This window comes from Streptomyces griseoloalbus, from assembly GCA_014650015.1.
In the GTDB taxonomy this organism is placed as follows: domain Bacteria; phylum Actinomycetota; class Actinomycetes; order Streptomycetales; family Streptomycetaceae; genus Streptomyces; species Streptomyces griseoloalbus.
In genome coordinates this window covers 229,312-245,848 of sequence record BMUD01000002.1, presented here as the reverse complement: position 1 = coordinate 245,848, position 16,537 = coordinate 229,312, and the positions used below count along the sequence as shown (strand labels likewise).

Annotated in this window: 19 protein-coding genes and 1 pseudogene; 15 read left to right on the top strand and 5 right to left on the bottom strand. The window is 71.3% G+C overall.

All coding sequences use genetic code 11. The annotated features are described in order from the left end of the window. Positions 1–4: 4 nt before the first annotated feature. Positions 5–772, bottom strand: coding sequence for a VOC family protein (locus tag IE178_RS04060; protein ID WP_193511315.1), 768 nt, complete (start codon positions 770–772; stop codon positions 5–7). Between the two features lie 118 nt (positions 773–890). Beyond that, the gene (locus tag IE178_RS04055) at positions 891–1,292 is read right to left on the bottom strand and encodes a VOC family protein (RefSeq protein WP_193511314.1); all 402 of its coding nucleotides are present in this window, start codon (positions 1,290–1,292) and stop codon (positions 891–893) included. A gap of 90 nt (positions 1,293–1,382) precedes the next feature. Between IE178_RS04055 and IE178_RS04050 the strand changes: the two genes are divergently transcribed. Beyond that, positions 1,383–1,958 carry a GNAT family N-acetyltransferase gene (locus tag IE178_RS04050; RefSeq protein ID WP_193511313.1) on the top strand — a complete coding sequence of 192 codons (576 nt, stop codon included), beginning with the start codon at positions 1,383–1,385 and terminating at the stop codon, positions 1,956–1,958. Here IE178_RS04050 and IE178_RS04045 read toward each other — a convergent pair. After that, positions 1,948–2,631: a glycerophosphodiester phosphodiesterase gene (locus tag IE178_RS04045; protein WP_193511312.1), complete on the bottom strand. Its 684-nt coding sequence runs from the start codon at positions 2,629–2,631 to the stop codon at positions 1,948–1,950. The two genes, IE178_RS04050 and IE178_RS04045, sit on opposite strands and share 11 nt — an antisense overlap. Before the next feature lie 253 nt (positions 2,632–2,884). Here IE178_RS04045 and IE178_RS04040 point away from each other — a divergent pair, with 253 nt between their 5' ends. The 6 genes from IE178_RS04040 to IE178_RS04015 all read left to right on the top strand — a co-directional run bounded on the left by IE178_RS04040 (position 2,885) and on the right by IE178_RS04015 (position 8,701). Then, complete coding sequence (locus IE178_RS04040) at positions 2,885–4,282, top strand: DUF6421 family protein (RefSeq protein WP_184762126.1); 1,398 nt, start codon at positions 2,885–2,887, stop codon at positions 4,280–4,282. A gap of 38 nt (positions 4,283–4,320) precedes the next feature. After that, positions 4,321–5,067 carry an SDR family NAD(P)-dependent oxidoreductase gene (locus tag IE178_RS04035; protein ID WP_184762125.1) on the top strand — a complete coding sequence of 249 codons (747 nt, stop codon included), beginning with the start codon at positions 4,321–4,323 and terminating at the stop codon, positions 5,065–5,067. After that, positions 5,064–6,134 (top strand): threonine aldolase family protein, encoded by a 1,071-nt coding sequence (locus IE178_RS04030; protein ID WP_184762124.1) that lies wholly within the window; start codon positions 5,064–5,066, stop codon positions 6,132–6,134. Before IE178_RS04035 ends, IE178_RS04030 begins: the two co-directional genes overlap by 4 nt. 74 nt (positions 6,135–6,208) lie before the next feature. Further along, a complete protein-coding gene (locus IE178_RS04025; RefSeq protein ID WP_184762123.1) occupies positions 6,209–6,781 on the top strand; it encodes a transglutaminase domain-containing protein in 573 nt (190 codons plus the stop codon). Between the two features lie 14 nt (positions 6,782–6,795). After that, a complete protein-coding gene (locus tag IE178_RS04020) occupies positions 6,796–7,509 on the top strand; it encodes a B3/B4 domain-containing protein (protein ID WP_193511311.1) in 714 nt (237 codons plus the stop codon). Positions 7,510–7,519: 10 nt separating this feature from the next. After that, the gene (locus tag IE178_RS04015; RefSeq protein ID WP_193511310.1) at positions 7,520–8,701 is read left to right on the top strand and encodes a hypothetical protein; all 1,182 of its coding nucleotides are present in this window, start codon (positions 7,520–7,522) and stop codon (positions 8,699–8,701) included. A gap of 22 nt (positions 8,702–8,723) precedes the next feature. On the opposite strand, the gene IE178_RS04010 is transcribed toward IE178_RS04015, so the two are convergent. Further along, a complete protein-coding gene (locus IE178_RS04010) occupies positions 8,724–9,743 on the bottom strand; it encodes a hypothetical protein (RefSeq protein WP_193511309.1) in 1,020 nt (339 codons plus the stop codon). Between the two features lie 107 nt (positions 9,744–9,850). After that, complete coding sequence (locus tag IE178_RS04005; protein WP_184762119.1) at positions 9,851–10,579, bottom strand: lysophospholipid acyltransferase family protein; 729 nt, start codon at positions 10,577–10,579, stop codon at positions 9,851–9,853. 235 nt (positions 10,580–10,814) lie between these two features. Here IE178_RS04005 and IE178_RS04000 point away from each other — a divergent pair, with 235 nt between their 5' ends. The 8 genes and pseudogenes from IE178_RS04000 to IE178_RS35690 form a co-directional block, all read left to right on the top strand. Continuing rightward, positions 10,815–11,174, top strand: coding sequence for a TlpA family protein disulfide reductase (locus IE178_RS04000; protein ID WP_184762364.1), 360 nt, complete (start codon positions 10,815–10,817; stop codon positions 11,172–11,174). A 217-nt stretch (positions 11,175–11,391) separates the two neighbouring features. Beyond that, positions 11,392–11,901 (top strand): flavin reductase family protein, encoded by a 510-nt coding sequence (locus IE178_RS03995; RefSeq protein ID WP_184762118.1) that lies wholly within the window; start codon positions 11,392–11,394, stop codon positions 11,899–11,901. Positions 11,902–12,119: 218 nt separating this feature from the next. Continuing rightward, entirely contained in the window at positions 12,120–12,908 is a 789-nt protein-coding gene (locus tag IE178_RS03990; RefSeq protein ID WP_184762117.1) for an electron transfer flavoprotein subunit beta/FixA family protein, read from the top strand. Positions 12,909–12,969: 61 nt separating this feature from the next. Further along, the gene (locus tag IE178_RS03985) at positions 12,970–13,932 is read left to right on the top strand and encodes an electron transfer flavoprotein subunit alpha/FixB family protein (protein WP_184762116.1); all 963 of its coding nucleotides are present in this window, start codon (positions 12,970–12,972) and stop codon (positions 13,930–13,932) included. A 164-nt stretch (positions 13,933–14,096) separates the two neighbouring features. After that, positions 14,097–15,401 (top strand): DUF6986 family protein, encoded by a 1,305-nt coding sequence (locus tag IE178_RS03980; protein WP_193511308.1) that lies wholly within the window; start codon positions 14,097–14,099, stop codon positions 15,399–15,401. A 77-nt stretch (positions 15,402–15,478) separates the two neighbouring features. Then, the gene (locus tag IE178_RS03975) at positions 15,479–15,976 is read left to right on the top strand and encodes a DUF2975 domain-containing protein (RefSeq protein WP_193511307.1); all 498 of its coding nucleotides are present in this window, start codon (positions 15,479–15,481) and stop codon (positions 15,974–15,976) included. Next, entirely contained in the window at positions 15,976–16,230 is a 255-nt protein-coding gene (locus tag IE178_RS03970) for a helix-turn-helix domain-containing protein (RefSeq protein ID WP_193511306.1), read from the top strand. Before IE178_RS03975 ends, IE178_RS03970 begins: the two co-directional genes overlap by 1 nt. Positions 16,231–16,276: 46 nt before the next feature. Continuing rightward, a pseudogene (locus tag IE178_RS35690) lies at positions 16,277–16,522 on the top strand (serine/threonine-protein kinase); the annotation flags it as partial. Positions 16,523–16,537: the final 15 nt, after the last annotated feature.

The following is a 16,537-nucleotide window of genomic DNA, read 5'->3' as shown; positions in this document are numbered from 1 at the left end:
GTGCTCACGCGGCCTCGTCCGCGGCCCGGTACACGCCGAACATGGCCCCCTGCGGATCGCGCAGCACGGCGATGCGCGGACCCTCCGGATGCGAGACGGGCTCCATCAGCACCGTGCCCCGTGCCCGCGTCGCCGTCGCCGCGGCGGCGTCCACGTCGTCGACCGCGAAGTACGGCAGCCAGTGCGCCGGCACCTCGTGGGGGAACTTGTCGTCCATCGTCACCAGGCCGCCGAAGTCCGCGCCGTCGATGCCCCACTGCGGGTAGCGCCGGGAAGGGGCCACACTCCAGCCGAACACGCCGGTGTAGAAGGACACGGCCTGCTGCGGCGCCCGGGTCAGCAGTTCCACCCAGCCCAGTGACCCGGGCACGTTGAACACGCCGGCGCCCGGGAAGGCACCCGCCTGCCACAACTGGAAGACGGCACCGGTGGGATCGGCGGCCACCGCGAAACGGCCCATGTCGAACACGTCCGTCGCCTCGAGCAGCGTCTGCCCGCCCGCCGCACGCACCTCCCGCAGGGTGGCATCGGCGTCGGTCACGGCGAACGACACGTTCCAGGCGACGGGCCGCGCCTCCCGGTACAGCGGCGCCAGCGCGGCGACCGCGGCGTCACCGAGGTGCGCGACCGTGTAACCACCGGCCTCCTCGCGCGGGTCCGTCTCGGGACGCCAGTCGAACAGCCGTGTGTAGAACCGCTGGGCGGACTCCAGGTCGGTGGTCCCCAGCTCGACCCAGCAGGGCCCACCGGTCACCGGCGCGGACAGTTTCATGGCGCTCCTTCCGCCGCGGGCCCCTTCAGCACGCTAAGCCCGGCCCGCGGCCCCGGCCATCCGGCGCGGGACGACCGGCCGCGGGACGGCGGCGCCGCCTCCCGCCCGATCCGCCGCCTCAGATCCCCGGCCGGTAGCGCAGGGGATGCTCGGCGGGGATCTCGACCAGCACGATCGGTGTGCCGTCCGGGTCGGCGATCCACATCTCGATCAGCCCCCACGGCTCCTTGACCGGAGGACGGACGATGCCGACCCCCTTGGCCGTCAGTTCGTCGTGCGCCGCCGTGATGTCCTCGACCTGGAGCCAGAGCCGTACCGCCGGGGACGCAGTCGAGGGGGCCTCCTCCGAGCGGCCCGAGAGCTCCAGGAATCCGCCGCCGAGGAAGTAGACGGTGCCGCGCTCCGGGCCCGTGCCGAACTCGCGGTGGACGGCCAGGCCCAACTGCTCGCCGTAGAAGGCGCGGGAGCGGTCGGGATCGGTGGGGCGGAGCAGGACGCGGCTGCCCAGTACATGCACCATGCGCCGAGCGTAGCCGCAGCGTCGGCCGGGTTAGTCTCGTTCCCTGCTCAGCCGCGCCGAAGGCGACGCACACGAAACGGAGACGCGCCCATGGAATCCGCCACCGACACCGCACTGACCTTCCGCGACGCCACCGACGCCGACGTGGACGCCCTCGTCGCGCTGATCGAGTCGGCGTACCGGGGAGACTCCAGCCGGGTCGGGTGGACCACGGAGGCGGACCTCCTGCGGGGGCAGCGGACCGACCCGGAGGGCGTGCGGGAAGTCGTCAAGTCGCCGGACAGCCGACTGCTGACGGTGGAGCGCGAGGGCCGGATCGTCGCCTGCTGCCAGCTCGAACACCGCGGCGCGTACGCCTACTTCGGGATGTTCGCGGTCAGCCCCGCCCTCCAGGGGGCCGGACTCGGCAGGACGATCATCGCCGAGGCGGAGCGCCGGGCCCGCGAGACGTGGGGCGTGGATGAGATGCACATGACGGTGATCTCCCTGCGGGAGGACCTGATCGCCTGGTACGAGCGGCGCGGCTACCGCCGTACGGGAAAGATGACTCCCTTCCCGTACGGCGATGAGCGCTTCGGCATTCCGCAGCGCGCCGATCTGCAGTTCGAGCTGCTGGTCAAGGAGCTGACCGGCCCGTCGCAGCGGGACGTGCCCGTCACGCGGTGAAGCGGCCGGTGCGTTTGATCTCCGGATAGTCGGTGGTCGCTCCGTCCAGTCCCAGGGCCCGGACCAGCCTGAGGTGGTCCTGGGTGTTGACCACCCAGCCGATGATCGCCAGGTCCGCCTTGCGGGCCTGCTCCACGATCTCCAGGGTGAGCCGGCGGATGTTGAGGCAGACGGTCGAGGCGCCGGCCTCGACCGCCCGGTCCACGATGTCCGTCCCGTAGCGGCCGGCGATGAGCGCCGTGCGCACCCCCGGCACCAGCCGGGCGATCTCGGTGATCGCCTCGTCGTGGAACGACGAGACCTCGACGCGGTCGGCCAGGTTCCGCCCGTTCATCACCTCGGCCAGTGCCCGGGCCGCCCGTACGTCCTTGATCTCGGCCTGCAGCGGGGTCCGGACGGCGTCCAGGACCTCCTCGAAGACGGGAATGTGCTCGCCGTGCCCGGCGTCCAGGGCGCGCAGCTCGGCGAGGGTCTTGTCGGCGATGGCGCCCGTGCCGTCCGTCGTGCGGTCCACGTCCGTGTCGTGCATGACGACGAGCGCGCCGTCCTTGCTCAGGTGCAGATCGAGTTCGATGACGTCGAGGCCCGCCTCCTGGGCGGCGGCGAAGGACCGGAGGGTGTTCTCGGGTGCCACACCCATGACTCCGCGGTGACCGATGGTGAGGAAGTTCAAGATGCGACTCGCTTCCGTCGACGGCGGCGGGGGGCCGCGTCCCTACGGCCCTCCTGGACCGTATCGCCTGTGCCCGTCGCGTCCAGAGGCTGAACCTCGATCGCACGCAGCGTCGCCCACCCGGGTGTATCACAGGAAAAAATGCGGTGAAGGCCCGGGTGAGGCAGGATAATTTCCCGAGGTGCCCCTTGCTGGGAGAAACCTCCTGTGTATACGGTCTCCTTACGCGAGGTTCTCCTGTGGAGGATGGGACATGACGGAAATTCTTGTGCAGGTGGATGCCGGGGGCCAGGTTCCTTCGGCGGCCAGGGTGGTGGAGCACCCGGCATGGCCCGTGCTCAAGGATGCCGTGGAGCGGATCCGGCCCTGGCAGTCCAAGGACGGGTCGATCGACTTCGACGCCGAGGGCGCCCCGTCCCGCACCGACGCCGAGCGCGCGGTGCGACAGGTGATCGAGGCGGTCGAGGAGCTGTCCCCGCTGCTCCCGCACGACACCGCCTACCACGAGGCCCTGGCCGGGGACCTGGCCCGCTGGGCCGGGGGCGGCTTCGAAGTGCCCGACTTCCTCGACTCCCTGCTGGCCTTCCAGCCCGCCGCGCACCGCGAGGACGGCCTGCAGCACCTGGTCGTCTTCCCGATGTACACGCAGAACGGCAATCCGGACCGCAACCTCGAGGCGGTGGTGCTGCGCATGGTCTGGCCGGACTGGCTGGCCGAGCTGGAGCGCACCCGCTACGACAACCCGCTGTTCTGCGGCATCACCTTCGAGGACTTCACCGCGGGCTACGACACCAACTCCGCGGTCCTCTTCCCCGAGACCATCGCCGTGCGCGAGGCCCCCGAGCGGTTCACCTGGGGCGGCATCTTCTGCGACCGCGAGGCCGCCCGCTTCCGCCGGGTCACCGAGGCCGCCGTGGACATCCTGGGCCTTCGGCTGCCCGAGGACGTCGCGGCGATGGTGCACGACCAGAAGCGCTGCGAAGAGGCGTTCGTGCTCTGGGACATGGTCCACGACCGCACCCACAGCCACGGCGACCTGCCCTTCGACCCGTTCATGATCAAGCAGCGCCAGCCGTTCTGGATGTACGGCCTGGAGGAGCTGCGGTGCGACCTCACCGCCTTCAAGGAGGCCGTGAAGCTCGCCGGCGACGGCGTCCCGCAGGCCCGTGACGTGCAGGTCGCGGTGCTCTTCGACCGGATGTTCCGCTTCCCGGTCACCGGTGAGCGGGTGCGCAACTACGACGGCCTCGGCGGCCAGCTGCTCTTCGCCTACCTGCACCGGCACGACGTCGTCCGCTGGACCGACAACAAGCTCTCCATCGACTGGGAGCGCGCCCCGCAGGTCACCAACCAGCTGTGCGCGGAGATCGAGACGCTGTACCGCGACGGCATCGACCGCCCCAAGCTCGTCCACTGGTTCGCCGGGTACGAGCTGGTCTCCACCTACCTCTCCCCGCACCCGGGCTCCAAGTGGGCCAAGGGCCCCGACGCCCTCGACCTGACGCAGCCGCCGCGCAAACTCGTCGATGACGTGCTTCCGGACGAGTTTCCGCTGAGCATGTTCTATGAGGCACTGTCCAAGAAGCTGAAGAACGTGATCGCCTCCACCAGGGGCATCACGGCGGACGGTGCCGAGCGGGTCGCCGCGTGAGCGATCGCGAGTCCACAACTGCTCAGGAGGCGAGGATCATGGGGAACGGGGCGCTCGAGGGTGCGGTGATCGCGGTAGCCGGCGCGGGGGGACCCGCGGGGCAGGCGGCACTGCTCAGGCTGGCCGAGGCCGGGGCGATCGTCGTCGGCTCCGACAACGACCCGGAGCGGCTGGCCCAGGCCGTGGACGCGGCGCGCTACGCGCACGGCGGCGCCACGGTCACCGGTGACACGGTCGATCTGCTGGACCTGAACTCCACCCGTGACTGGGCCACCCGCGTCGAGAAGGAGTTCGGCCGGGTCGACGGCCTGGTCCACCTCGTCGGCGGGTGGCGCGGCAGCGAGACCTTCACCAAGACCAGCCTGGACGACTGGGACCTGCTGGAACTGCTGCTGGTGCGCACCGTCCAGCACACCTCCCTCGCCTTCCACGAGGCCCTCCAGCGCAGTGACCGCGGCAGGTACGTCCTGATCAGCGCGGCCGGCGCCAGCAAACCCACCGCGGGCAACGCCGCGTACGCCGCGGCCAAGGCCGCCGCCGAGGCGTGGACGCTGGCCATGGGCGACTACTTCCGCAAGGCCGGGGGCGAGCAGGGGCCGACGTCGGCGGCTGCGATCCTGGTGGTGAAGGCGTTGGTGCACGACGCGATGCGCGCCGACCGCCCCAACGCGAAGTTCGCGGGCTTCACGGACGTCAAGGACCTGGCCGAGGCCATCGCCGGAGTCTGGGAGAAGCCCGCCGCGGAAGTGAACGGAAACCGTCTGTGGCTGACCGAGAAGCCGTGAACCCACCGAGGACCGACGCGCGTCGTCATCACGACCCGGACGTCCGCGGTTTCGCCAGCGACAACTACGCCGGAGTCCACCCGGAGGTGCTCGCCGCCCTGGCCGTGGCCAACGGCGGGCACCAGGTCGCCTACGGCGAGGACGCGTACACCGAGAACCTCCAGCAGGTGATCCGCAGCCACTTCGGCCCCACCGCAGAGGCGTTCCCGGTGTTCAACGGCACCGGCGCCAACGTCGTCGCGCTCCAGGCGGTCACCGACCGCTGGGGCGCGGTGATCTGCGCCGAGAGCGCCCACATCAACGTGGACGAGGGCGGGGCACCGGAGCGGGTCGGCGGGATCAAACTGCTCACCGTGCCCACCCCCGACGGCAAGCTCACCCCCGAGCTGATCGACCGGCAGGCGTACGGCTGGGAGGACGAGCACCGGGCGATGCCGCAGGTGGTGTCCATAGCCCAGGCCACCGAGCTGGGCACGGTCTACACACCGGACGAGATCCGCGCCATCTGCGAGCACGCCCACGCGCACGGCATGAAGGTGCACGTCGACGGCTCCCGGCTGGCCAACGCGGCCGCCACGCTGAACGTCCCGATGCGCACCTTCACCAACGGGGTGGGCGTCGACCTGCTGTCCCTGGGCGGCACGAAGAACGGCGCACTGTTCGGCGAGGCCGTCGTGGTGATCGACCAGGACGCCGTCCGTCACATGAAGCACCTGCGCAAGCTGTCCATGCAGCTGGCGTCCAAGATGCGCTTCGTCTCGGTGCAGTTGGAGGCCCTGCTCGCCAGGGACCTCTGGCTGCGCAACGCCCGGCACGCCAACGAGATGGCCCAGCGCCTCGCCGAGGGAGTACGCGCGGTACACGGTGTGGAGATCCTCTACCCGGTGCAGGCCAACGCGGTCTTCGCACGTCTGCCGCACGACGTGAGCGAGCGGCTGCAGAAGCGTTTCCGGTTCTACTTCTGGGACGAGACGGCGGGCGACGTCCGCTGGATGTGCGCCTTCGACACGACCGAGGACGACGTGGACACGTTCGTGGCGGCGCTCAAGGAGGAGATGGCCCGCTAGGCGTCACGCATAAGTATGCGACCGATCGAAAATACATTGCCTGTCGACCGGTCGCATTCCTATGCTCTGGTGGCATGCAGCTGATCCAGCAAACGGCGGACCTCTCCGCGTATGTGGCCGCCGACGAGGCGATCGACCACCATCACCCACTGGTCCGCGATACGGCGGCGCGTCTCGCCGCAGGGGTGGCGGACTCGTATGAGTATGCGCGAGCGGCGTTCGAATTCGTGCGCGACACCATTCCCCACTCGCAGGACTCGGGCGACCTCCGTGTCACCTGGCGTGCCTCCGACGTCCTGGAGCAGGGCACCGGCATCTGCTACGCCAAGGCCCACGCCCTGGCCGCGCTGCTGCGCGCCGAGGACATCCCGACCGCGCTCTGTTATCAGAACCTCGGCGTCGTGCACGGCCTGGTCGCCGTGCGGTTCCGCGGCGCCTGGCACCGGCAGGATCCCCGGGGCAACAAGCCCGGAGTGGACGCCCGGTTCTCCCTGGACGGTGAGCGGCTGGCCTTCACGCCCGATCCGGCGTCCAATGAGATGGACTACCCGGTCCTGTATGCTGCACCACATCCAGTCGTACTGAACGCCCTGCGGGCCGCCGTCGACCGGCCGCACCTGTGGCGGACGCTCCCCACCGCACTCTGACACCAAGGCGCACCATGACCTTCACACTGACCGTGTCCGACGAGGTACGTGCCCTCGCGCCCGGCTTCACCCATGTCGCCGTCGAGGCATACGGACTGGTCAACGGGCCCAGCACGGACGAGAGCTCCGCCCTGCTCGACGACGCGGCCGGCCGGCTCGCCGCACGCCTTCAGGGGCGGGCCCCGCACGAGGACCCGCACATGGCGGCCTGGCGCGAGACGTACACGGCGTTCGGTTCCAAACCGTCGCGCACCCGCAACTCGGCCGAGGCGCTGGCCAAGCGGGCCCTCTCCGCAGCGGGTCTGCCCCGGATCAACCTCCTCGTCGACCTCTACAACGCCATCAGCGTCGCCCATCTGATCCCCGTGGGTGGCGAGGACATCGACCGCATCGAGGGCGGGATGCGGCTCGTACGCGCCACCGGCCAGGAGGACTTCGTGACGGTCGCGGACGGCGAGGAGTCCGTCGAGCACCCCGACTGCGGAGAGGTCGTGTGGCGCGACGACACCGGCGTGACCTGCCGCCGCTGGAACTGGCGCCAGGGCCCGCGGACCCGGCTCACCGAGGAGACGACCTCGGGCATCTTCCTGCTGGAGAGCCTGGCACCGATGCCGGTTCCCGCGGTGGAGACCGCGGCGGCCGAACTCGCCGACCTGCTGGAGAAGTTCAGCCCGGGAGCGCGGATCACGGTGCACCCCGCCGCTCCGGCGGCCCCGGGCGGTCGCTAGTCTGCCCGCCATGAGCGACGGGGGAGTGGCCGGGCAGGCGGAAGCGGAGACACGACCAGGGCGGTTCGCCCGGCTGAGGCGGCACTGGCTGCTCACCTCGGCCGTGGCCCTGGCGCTGCTCGCCACCGCGACGACGGTGCCCCTGGTGCTGGCGGACTCCGGCGACGACGCCCCCTGCCAGGACGTTCCGGCCTCCACCCGTGCCCTCGCGAAGGACCCGGCCGCCGCCACCCGTGCCCTGGACCCGGGTGACGACATGGCCCGCTATCCGGCCGTGCGCAAGCTGATCCGGCAGGAGAATCCGTGCGGCGACGGCGCCAGGGCACTGGGCGCCCTGATCGAGGCCGCCACCCGTGCCGACCGCCCGGGCGCCGTGCACACGGTGGCCCAGGCACGTGCCGCCTACGCCGTCGTCGCGGCCCTGGACTGGGCCGAGGTGCCCGACGGCATGGCCCCCGGCCTGGCCCGGATGCTGGCCGACTACGTGGTGGACGAAGCCCGCTACCTCTCCTCCTCCGACGACGCCGCGGGCCCGGCCGTGACGTCGGAACAGGCGGCACCCGACCGGGAGGGCTGGACCCGGTACGGCCGTTTCCTCGCCCCCGGAGAGGCACACGCCGACTTCGAGTACACCGATCCCGTCCTTGACGCGAGCACGGATCCCGACCGCCTCATCGAGGAAGTGGCCCGGAACCCCGAGGCGTTCGCGGTCCTCTACGACGCCGAGCGCGCTTACTTCGCCCACTACCTGGAACGCCTCACCTCCCAGGGTGGCGACCCCGACTCCCGCCGCGAGGACGATCCCCGTGACGGTTCCGCCGCCACCACCTGGCCCGACAACGACCTGGAGGACATCGCCGGGCGGATCGGCGCCCTGATGAGGTACCGCGCGGCGCACACCAGGGACGGCGGGATCCCCGACCTCGCCGCCTTCGACCGGGCCGTACGGCAGCACACGCGCGGTGCCTACCGGCCCGCCGAGCGGCGCCTGACCACCCGTCCGCCCATGGGCGACATCGCCGGCCGGCCGGTGTCCGGCCCGCTGCGGGGAGACCCGGTGGACGGCCGCCACCAGTTGCTCACGGTGCTCGACGCCTGGGCCGAGTCACGGAACGTCCCCGAGGCGCGAGCGGCGGCGATGGGCCAGATCATCGACAACGCGTATGTACGGGGGCTCTGGCTGAGCGTCTGAGCGGGTTCCGGCGGCCAGCCGGTCACCTCACCAGCAGGCCGGAGCAGCTCCGCCGCTCCACCTGGTCGCGGGCGAACGCCTCCAGCAGGTCCCGCCTGCGGTCCTGCCCCACACCAGGGATCTCGTCCGACCCGCCGACGGCGAAGTGCGCGGCCTCGCCGGCGCAGCGGGCGGTCGCCGTCAGAGAGAGGGGCCGCCCCCCGTCGTCGGCGGCGAAACGGCTGCTCCAGTCGCCGTACCAGGCGACGAATGTCAGCCGGTCCCCGTTGCCACCGTCCGCCGCCTCCTGGTCGTACAGCAGGCAGCGACCTGTCGGCGCGGCGTCGTTGGTCCCGTCCGCCACCCGCCAGCCGCCCTCGTCCGGGAGGCCCGCGCGCGTCACCCACCCGCATCCGGTGTCACCCGCCTCGGCGAGCGGAACCGTCTTCGGGTCCTCCTCCGGTTCGACGAGCCCGGCGTCACCGTCGGGAGCGGTCAGCGGCTCGGCGCCGCAACCGAGGCGGTCCGAGACGCCGTTGACGAGGCCCACGGCCGTTTCATAGGCGGCCGGATGGCCCCACAGGGCGTCCTGCCCGAACTGCGTGCGCACCAGCAGCTTGCGCCGGCGCCCGTCGTCGTCCTTCCCCAGATCCGGGCAGGGCAGGAGGAACTGCACGGCGCCGAAACGGTCGATGAAGCCGGGCAGGCCCTGGGGCACCGGCGACTGCGGGATGAACCCGCCCACCTGGAAGGTGGTCAGGAACTCCCGGTCCTGCTGGTCCCGATGGGTGTACGCCTCCACCCGCAGCACCAGGTCGCTGCGCAGGTCGTCACCCTCGAACGACAGCGTGCACCGGTACTCGCCGAGTTCCCGGTACGTCACCGACTCGGCGTCCTTGAAGTGCGACCCGTTCTTCGCGAGCTGTCGTACCGCGTCCCCCGGCAGTGCCCCGTCGCAGGCCGTGCGCACCAGCCACCAGTCCTGGGCGAAGGGCGCGGCGATCCAGCCGCCCAGGCCCACCACCGCCGCAGCCGCCACCGCCACCTTGATCCAGCGCCGCATCCTTCGCCCCCGTAACGCAGCCGACGGAAAGGAACCGGCGTGCGGGACGCCGGTTCCTCGTTACGGCGGGACCCTATCGACAGCGCGGGGCACCCGGGGCGGTGGGGTCAGCGCGCCTCGGCCTCGCGGACCTGCTCCGGCGTCGGAGCCGTACCGCCGAGGTGGGCCGGCATCCACCAGGTGTCGTCCGGGCCCTTGGGGTGCACCGGATAGGCGCGCTGCGCAGCCTCCAGCAGTTCCTGCACGCGCTCACGCACCTGCCGGGTGATCGCACCCGCGTACTTGTCCTTGGAGGCCTCGATCGCCTCGCCGACGCGGATGGTGATGGGGGTGTGGCTGCGCTTGAAGTTGCGCGGGCGGCCCTTGGTCCACAGCCGCTGCGTGCCCCACACCGCCATCGGGATCAGCGGCACGCCCGCCTCCTGGGCCAGACGCGCGGCGCCCGACTTGAAGCTCTTCAGCGTGAACGACTGCGAGATCGTCGCCTCCGGGAAGACGCCCACGATCTCCCCCGACCGAAGGGACCGCAGCGCGTGTTCGTATGCCGCGTCGCCCTGCTCGCGGTCCACCGGGATGTGCTTCATGCCGCGCATCAGCGGACCGGAGATCCTGTGCCGGAAGACCGACTCCTTCGCCATGAACCGCACGAGCCGCTTCTGCGGGAGGGCGGCCAGGCCGTTGAAGACGAAGTCGAGGTAGCTGATGTGATTGCTCACCAGCACGGCGCCGCCCGAGCGCGGGATGTTTTCCGAACCCTGGCAGTCGATCTTGAGGTCCCACGCCTTGAACAGGGTGCGGGCGAAACCGACGACCGGCCGGTAGACGAGTTCTGCCATGGGCGGGTTGAAACCCTTCCTTCTCTGCCTGGGAAGGGGGGCTCCCAGTCGAAGTTACGCAGCCGTAGGTTTTACGGCTTGTCGCAGATGGTGCCCGAAGAACGGCCGGTGAACCAGCCCTGGTGCCCGTGGGCCGCGAGATTCTCGTCACGTCCACCTCCGATGGACCCCGGGCTCTGTGCGGGCGGCCGGGAATGTTCGCGTTCCGGGGAACGCTGGAAGCGGTTGACACGCAATCCATGACGGGAGACGGCGAGTGCGGGACCGGGACGACGGAGGGCGGCTCGACGTGACGGAACCGTGGGCCGGGCTGGGAGCCGAACTGGGGGAACGCGCCACCCTGGTGCAGTTCTCCAGTGCGTTCTGCGCGCCCTGCCGGGCCACCCGGCGGGTGCTCGGCGAGGTGGCCGCACTGGTCCCGGGGGTGGCCCACGTGGAGATCGACGCCGAGGCCCGGCTGGACCTCGTGCGACGGCTGGACATCGTGAAGACCCCGACGGTGCTGGTCCTCGACGCCGCCGGCCGGATCGTACGGCGTGCGACCGGGCAGCCGCGCAAGGCCGATGTGATCGCCGCACTCGGGGAGGCCGTGTGAGGGCCGGCACGACCGTGGTGAGGCATCTCCCACCGCACGGGACCGACTTGACTGTGCGGGCCGCCCGTCGTCAGCCTGACTCCATGCCTTCGGAACCCCTTCGACCCCGGCGGGCACCCGGTCACCCGGCGGCCGCCGTGCGTGCCGTGCGCGTGCGCCGACCGGGCCGGTGAGCAGCCGCGAACCCGCTCGTCACCTCCCGCACAAGGACGGTTCCATGACGGCCACCTCGGATCCCGGCGCCGCCCGGCTCGCCTCGCCCGACCTGTTGCGCTCCGTCTTCCGCAGGCACGCGGCGGGCGTCGCCGTGATCACCGCGCGCGGCCGTGGCGGTCCGGTCGGTTTCACCGCCACCTCCCTCGCCTCCGTCTCCGCCGAGCCCCCGATGCTGTCCTTCGCGGTCGGCACCGGCAGCTCCAGCTGGCCGGCGATCGCGACGGGTGACCACGTCGGCGTGCACGTGCTCGGGGAGCACCAGCAGGAGCTGGCGGCGATCTTCGCGCGCAGCGGCGCCGACCGCTTCGGCCCGGCCACCGCCTGGCGGGAGGGGCCCGAGGGCGTCCCCGTGCTGGACGACGTGCCGGCCTGGATGGTGTGCAAGGTGGCGGCGCGGGTGCCCGCCGGCGACCACCGGATCGTGGTCGCCGAGGTCCTGCTCGGCGACCCCACCGGTCACGGTCGTCCGCTCCTCTACCACCAGGGACGCTTCAGCGGACTGCGCGACTGAGCCGGGGTCCCGCCTGGTCGCGGACCCGTCGAGTTCCGGTTACGCTGCGTTGCGAAGGTCACAGTTCAAAGCGCTTGCTTAGCGGGCAGGAACTGGATGTACTGACGAGTAATATTTCGGTCGGAGCGCGGGTCGCCCCGACCGGGACCGCCTGCTTCAGGCGCCTATGCTGCCTGGAGGCAGGCAGCCAGAAATGACGATGCAGTAGGAGAGCCGGCGTGAGCTTGAGGATCGTTGTCACTGTGAAGTACGTGCCCGACGCCACTGGCGACCGGCACTTCGCCGATGACCTGACCGTCGACCGGGACGACGTGGACGGTCTGCTCTCCGAGCTGGACGAGTACGCGGTCGAGCAGGCGCTGCAGATCTCGGAGAACTCCGACGACGACGTGGAGATCACCGTACTGACGGTGGGCCCGGAGGACGCCAAGGACGCGCTGCGCAAGGCGCTGTCCATGGGTGCGGACAAGGCGATCCACGTCGAGGACGACGACCTGCACGGCACCGACGCGATCGGCACCTCCCTGGTCCTGGCCAAGGCCGTCGAGAAGGCCGGCTACGACCTGGTCATTTCCGGCATGGCCTCCACCGACGGCACCATGGGCGTCGTTCCGGCGCTGCTCGCGGAGCGTCTGGGCGTACCGCAGGTGACCCTGCTGTCCGAGGTCTCCGTCGAGGACGGCACGGTCAAGGGCCGCCGTGACGGCGACGCCGCCTCCGAGCAGCTCGAGGCCTCCCTCCCGGCGGTCGTGTCGGTCACCGACCAGTCGGGTGAGGCGCGTTACCCGTCCTTCAAGGGCATCATGGCTGCCAAGAAGAAGCCGGTGCAGTCCTGGGACCTGTCCGACCTCGACATCGACGAGGACGAGGTCGGTCTGGAGAACGCCTACACCACGGTCGACACGGCGGCCGAGCGTCCGGCGCGCACCGCCGGCACGATCGTCAAGGACGAGGGCGAGGGCGGCAAGCAGCTCGCCGAGTTCCTCGCGAGCCAGAAGTTCATCTGAGCCGAGAGGCTCGGCTCGCTTCCCGCCCCTCACACCTCGCAAGCAGGAGAGAAGAAGTCCCATGGCTGAAGTTCTCGTCTACGTCGACCACGTGGACGGTGCCGTCCGCAAGCCCACTCTGGAGCTGCTGACGCTGGCCCGTCGCATCGGTGAGCCGGTCGCCGTCGCGCTGGGCAGCGGCGCCGCGGACACCGCCGCCACGCTGGCCGAGCACGGCGCCGTGAAGGTCCTCACCCACGAGGCCGCCGAGTACGCCGACTACCTGGTCGTGCCGAAGGTGGACGCCCTGCAGGCCGCCCACGAGGCCGTCTCCCCGGCCGCCGTCCTGGTCCCGTCCTCCGCCGAGGGCAAGGAGATCGCCGCCCGTCTGGCGCTGCGTCTCGGCTCCGGCATCATCACCGACGCCGTCGACCTGGAGGCCGGCGACGAGGGCCCGGTGGCCACGCAGTCGGTGTTCGCCGCCTCCTACACCACCAAGTCCCGTGTCTCCAAGGGCACCCCGGTCATCACGGTGAAGCCGAACTCGGCCGCCGTGGAGGCCGCTCCGGCCGCCGGCGCGGTCGAGGCCCTGAGCGTGTCCTTCTCCGACCAGGCGACCGGCACCAAGGTCACCGGCCGTACGCCGCGTGAGTCGACGGGTCGTCCGGAGCTGACCGAGGCCGCGATCGTGGTCTCCGGTGGCCGTGGCGTCAACGGCGCGGAGAACTTCGGACTCATCGAGGCGCTCGCCGACTCGCTCGGCGCGGCCGTCGGTGCCTCGCGTGCCGCCGTCGACGCCGGCTGGTACCCGCACACCAACCAGGTCGGCCAGACCGGCAAGTCGGTCTCGCCGCAGCTGTACATCGCCTCCGGCATCTCCGGCGCCATCCAGCACCGGGCCGGCATGCAGACCTCGAAGACCATCGTGGCCATCAACAAGGACGCCGAGGCCCCGATCTTCGAGCTGGTCGACTACGGCATCGTCGGCGACCTGTTCGACGTCGTCCCGCAGCTGACCGAGGAGATCAAGACCCGCAAGGGCTGATCCTCCCCGTCCGTACGAGGCCCTCGCGACCCCGGTCGCGGGGGCCTCGGTGTCCCCGGAGCCTCCCGGCCGGGGACACCGAGGGTGTTGACCGGCCAAGAAGCGCCCGATAACTTCAGCTCAACGAATTGTTGATTCCGTATCGCGGAAGTGAGGAGCGGGGAATGGGGCAGGGGCAGCGGGAACGGGTGGCGACGAGTCTCGCGGGCGCCGTCAGTGAGGAGATCAGCGCCTCCCTCGCGCCGGTCGACGCCGAACTGGAGCGCCGCTATCCCGGAGACCCCGGCACCCGCCAGCCCGTCCACACCGTCTACGTCCCCGGCGACGCCTTCACCGCCGACACCCTCCGCGTCTGGGGCGACCGGGCGCTCACCGCACTCGACGAACACGCCCCCGACGCCGCCGCCTTCGCCGCCGTCCTCGGACTGGACGACGCGCTCGCCGAGGACGTGTACGGCCGCGTCCGCGCCAAACTGGAGCGCGAGCCGGTCGAGGACCTGCGCGTCGACTTCGAGGACGGTTACGGAAACCGCCCCGACGCCGAGGAGGACGAGGCCGCGGCCCGCGCCGCACGGCTGATCGCCGAGGCGTACGCCGAAGGCACCGCGGCCCCGTACATGGGCATCCGTGTGAAGTGCATGGAGGCCGCCGTCCGCGACCGGGGCATCCGCACCCTCGACATCTTCCTCACCGGCCTGCTGGAGGCCGGCGGTCTGCCCGGCGGACTGGTTCTGACCCTGCCCAAGGTCACCTACCCCGAGCAGGTCACCGCCCTGGCCAGGCTCCTCGACGCCTTCGAGGAAGCGCGCGGACTCGAGCCCGGCCGGATCGGCTTCGAGATCCAGATCGAGACCAGCCAGTCCATCCTCGCCGCCGACGGCACCGCCACCGTCGCCCGCATGATCCAGGCCGCCGAGGGCCGCGCCACCGGCCTGCACTACGGCACCTTCGACTACAGCGCCTGCCTCGGCGTCTCCGCCGCGCACCAGGCGAGCGACCACCCGGCCGCCGACCACGCCAAGGCCGTCATGCAGGTCGCCGCCGCGGGCACCGGCGTACGCCTCTCGGACGGCTCCACCAACGTGCTGCCCGTCGGTCCGGCCGAGAAGGTGCACGACGCCTGGCGCCTGCACTACGGCCTCACCCGCCGTGCCCTCGCCCGCGCCTACTACCAGGGCTGGGACATGCACCCCGGCCACCTTCCCACCCGCTACGCGGCCGTCTTCGCCTTCTACCGCGAGGGCTTGGAGCAGGCCGCCGCCCGCCTCGTCCGGTACGTCGGCCGGGCCGGCGGCGACGTCATGGACGAGCCCGCCACCGCCAAGGCCCTCGCCGGATACCTGCTGCGCGGCCTGGACTGCGGCGCCCTGGACACCGCCGAAGTGACCCGGCTCACCGGCCTCGCGCGGGCCGACCTGCAGGGCTTCGCGTCGCCCCGCCGCGGCGATTCGACGGCCTCCGCGCAGTAGCCCCGGCGCGTCCGCCCGCTTGTCTCACCTATCGAATTTCGATAGGTTTCCATCGTGGTTCGGGTGAAGGAGGGGCGATGGGACAGCTGACCGTGCTCGCGCTGCGCGCCGTGACCGTAGCGTTGCTGACGGGTTCCCTGGGCGTGCAGGTGGTGATGGTGCCGCTGCTGGCGGGCGACCTCGACGGGCTGGACGCCGACCACTCCCCCCTGCGCGCCCCGTCGCTCCTCATCGTGGTCCTCGTGGTGCTGGCCGCCCAGACCGTCCTGGTCTGCGTCTGGCGGCTGGTCACGATGGCGCGGCGCGGGACCGTCTTCTCCCCCGCCGCCTTCCGCTACGTGCACATCGTCATCGGCGCGTTCGTCGCCGCCGCACTGCTGGTGTTCGCGCTCGGCGTGCTCCTGGCGCCGGGCGAGGCGGTGGCCCCGGGCATCGTGCTGCTGCTGGGCGGGGCCGGCCTGGCGATCCTGGGGATCGCGCTGATCGTCCTCGTCCTGCGGATGCTGCTGGCGCAGGCCGTCGCGCGCGAGGTCGAGGCGTCGCGGATGCAGGCCGAGCTGGCCGAGGTGATCTGATGCCGATCGCCGTCGACATCGACGTGATGCTCGCCAAGCGGAAGATGTCCGTGGGCGAGCTCGCCGAACGCGTCGGGATCACACCGGCCAATCTGGCGGTGCTCAAGAACGGCCGCGCCAAGGCGGTGCGCTTCACCACCCTCGCCGCGCTCTGCGAAGTGCTCGAGTGCCAGCCGGGCGACCTGCTGCGCTGGGAGGCCGAGGACCCCGAGGGCGCGGACGCCCCGGCCGGATCCGTCACCCGCGCCCCTTAGGCTGTACGCCACGCACGGTCAGTGGTGTCACAGGGACGGGGCAACGGTGTCAACGGGGGAGCACGGACAGGCGGAGGGAACCGGTCGCCTGCTGGCCGGCCGCTACCGGGTCACCGCGCAGCTCGGGCGCGGCGGAATGGGCGTGATGTGGAAGGCGCTGGACGAAGTCCTGGGCCGCGAGGTGGCGGTCAAGGAACTGCGCGCCTACACCGATGCCGCCGGCACCGAACTGGCCGACCTCGGACTGCGGATGCGGCGCGAGGCACGCGCGGCGGCCAGGGTGCGCCACCCCGACGACGACAGCGCG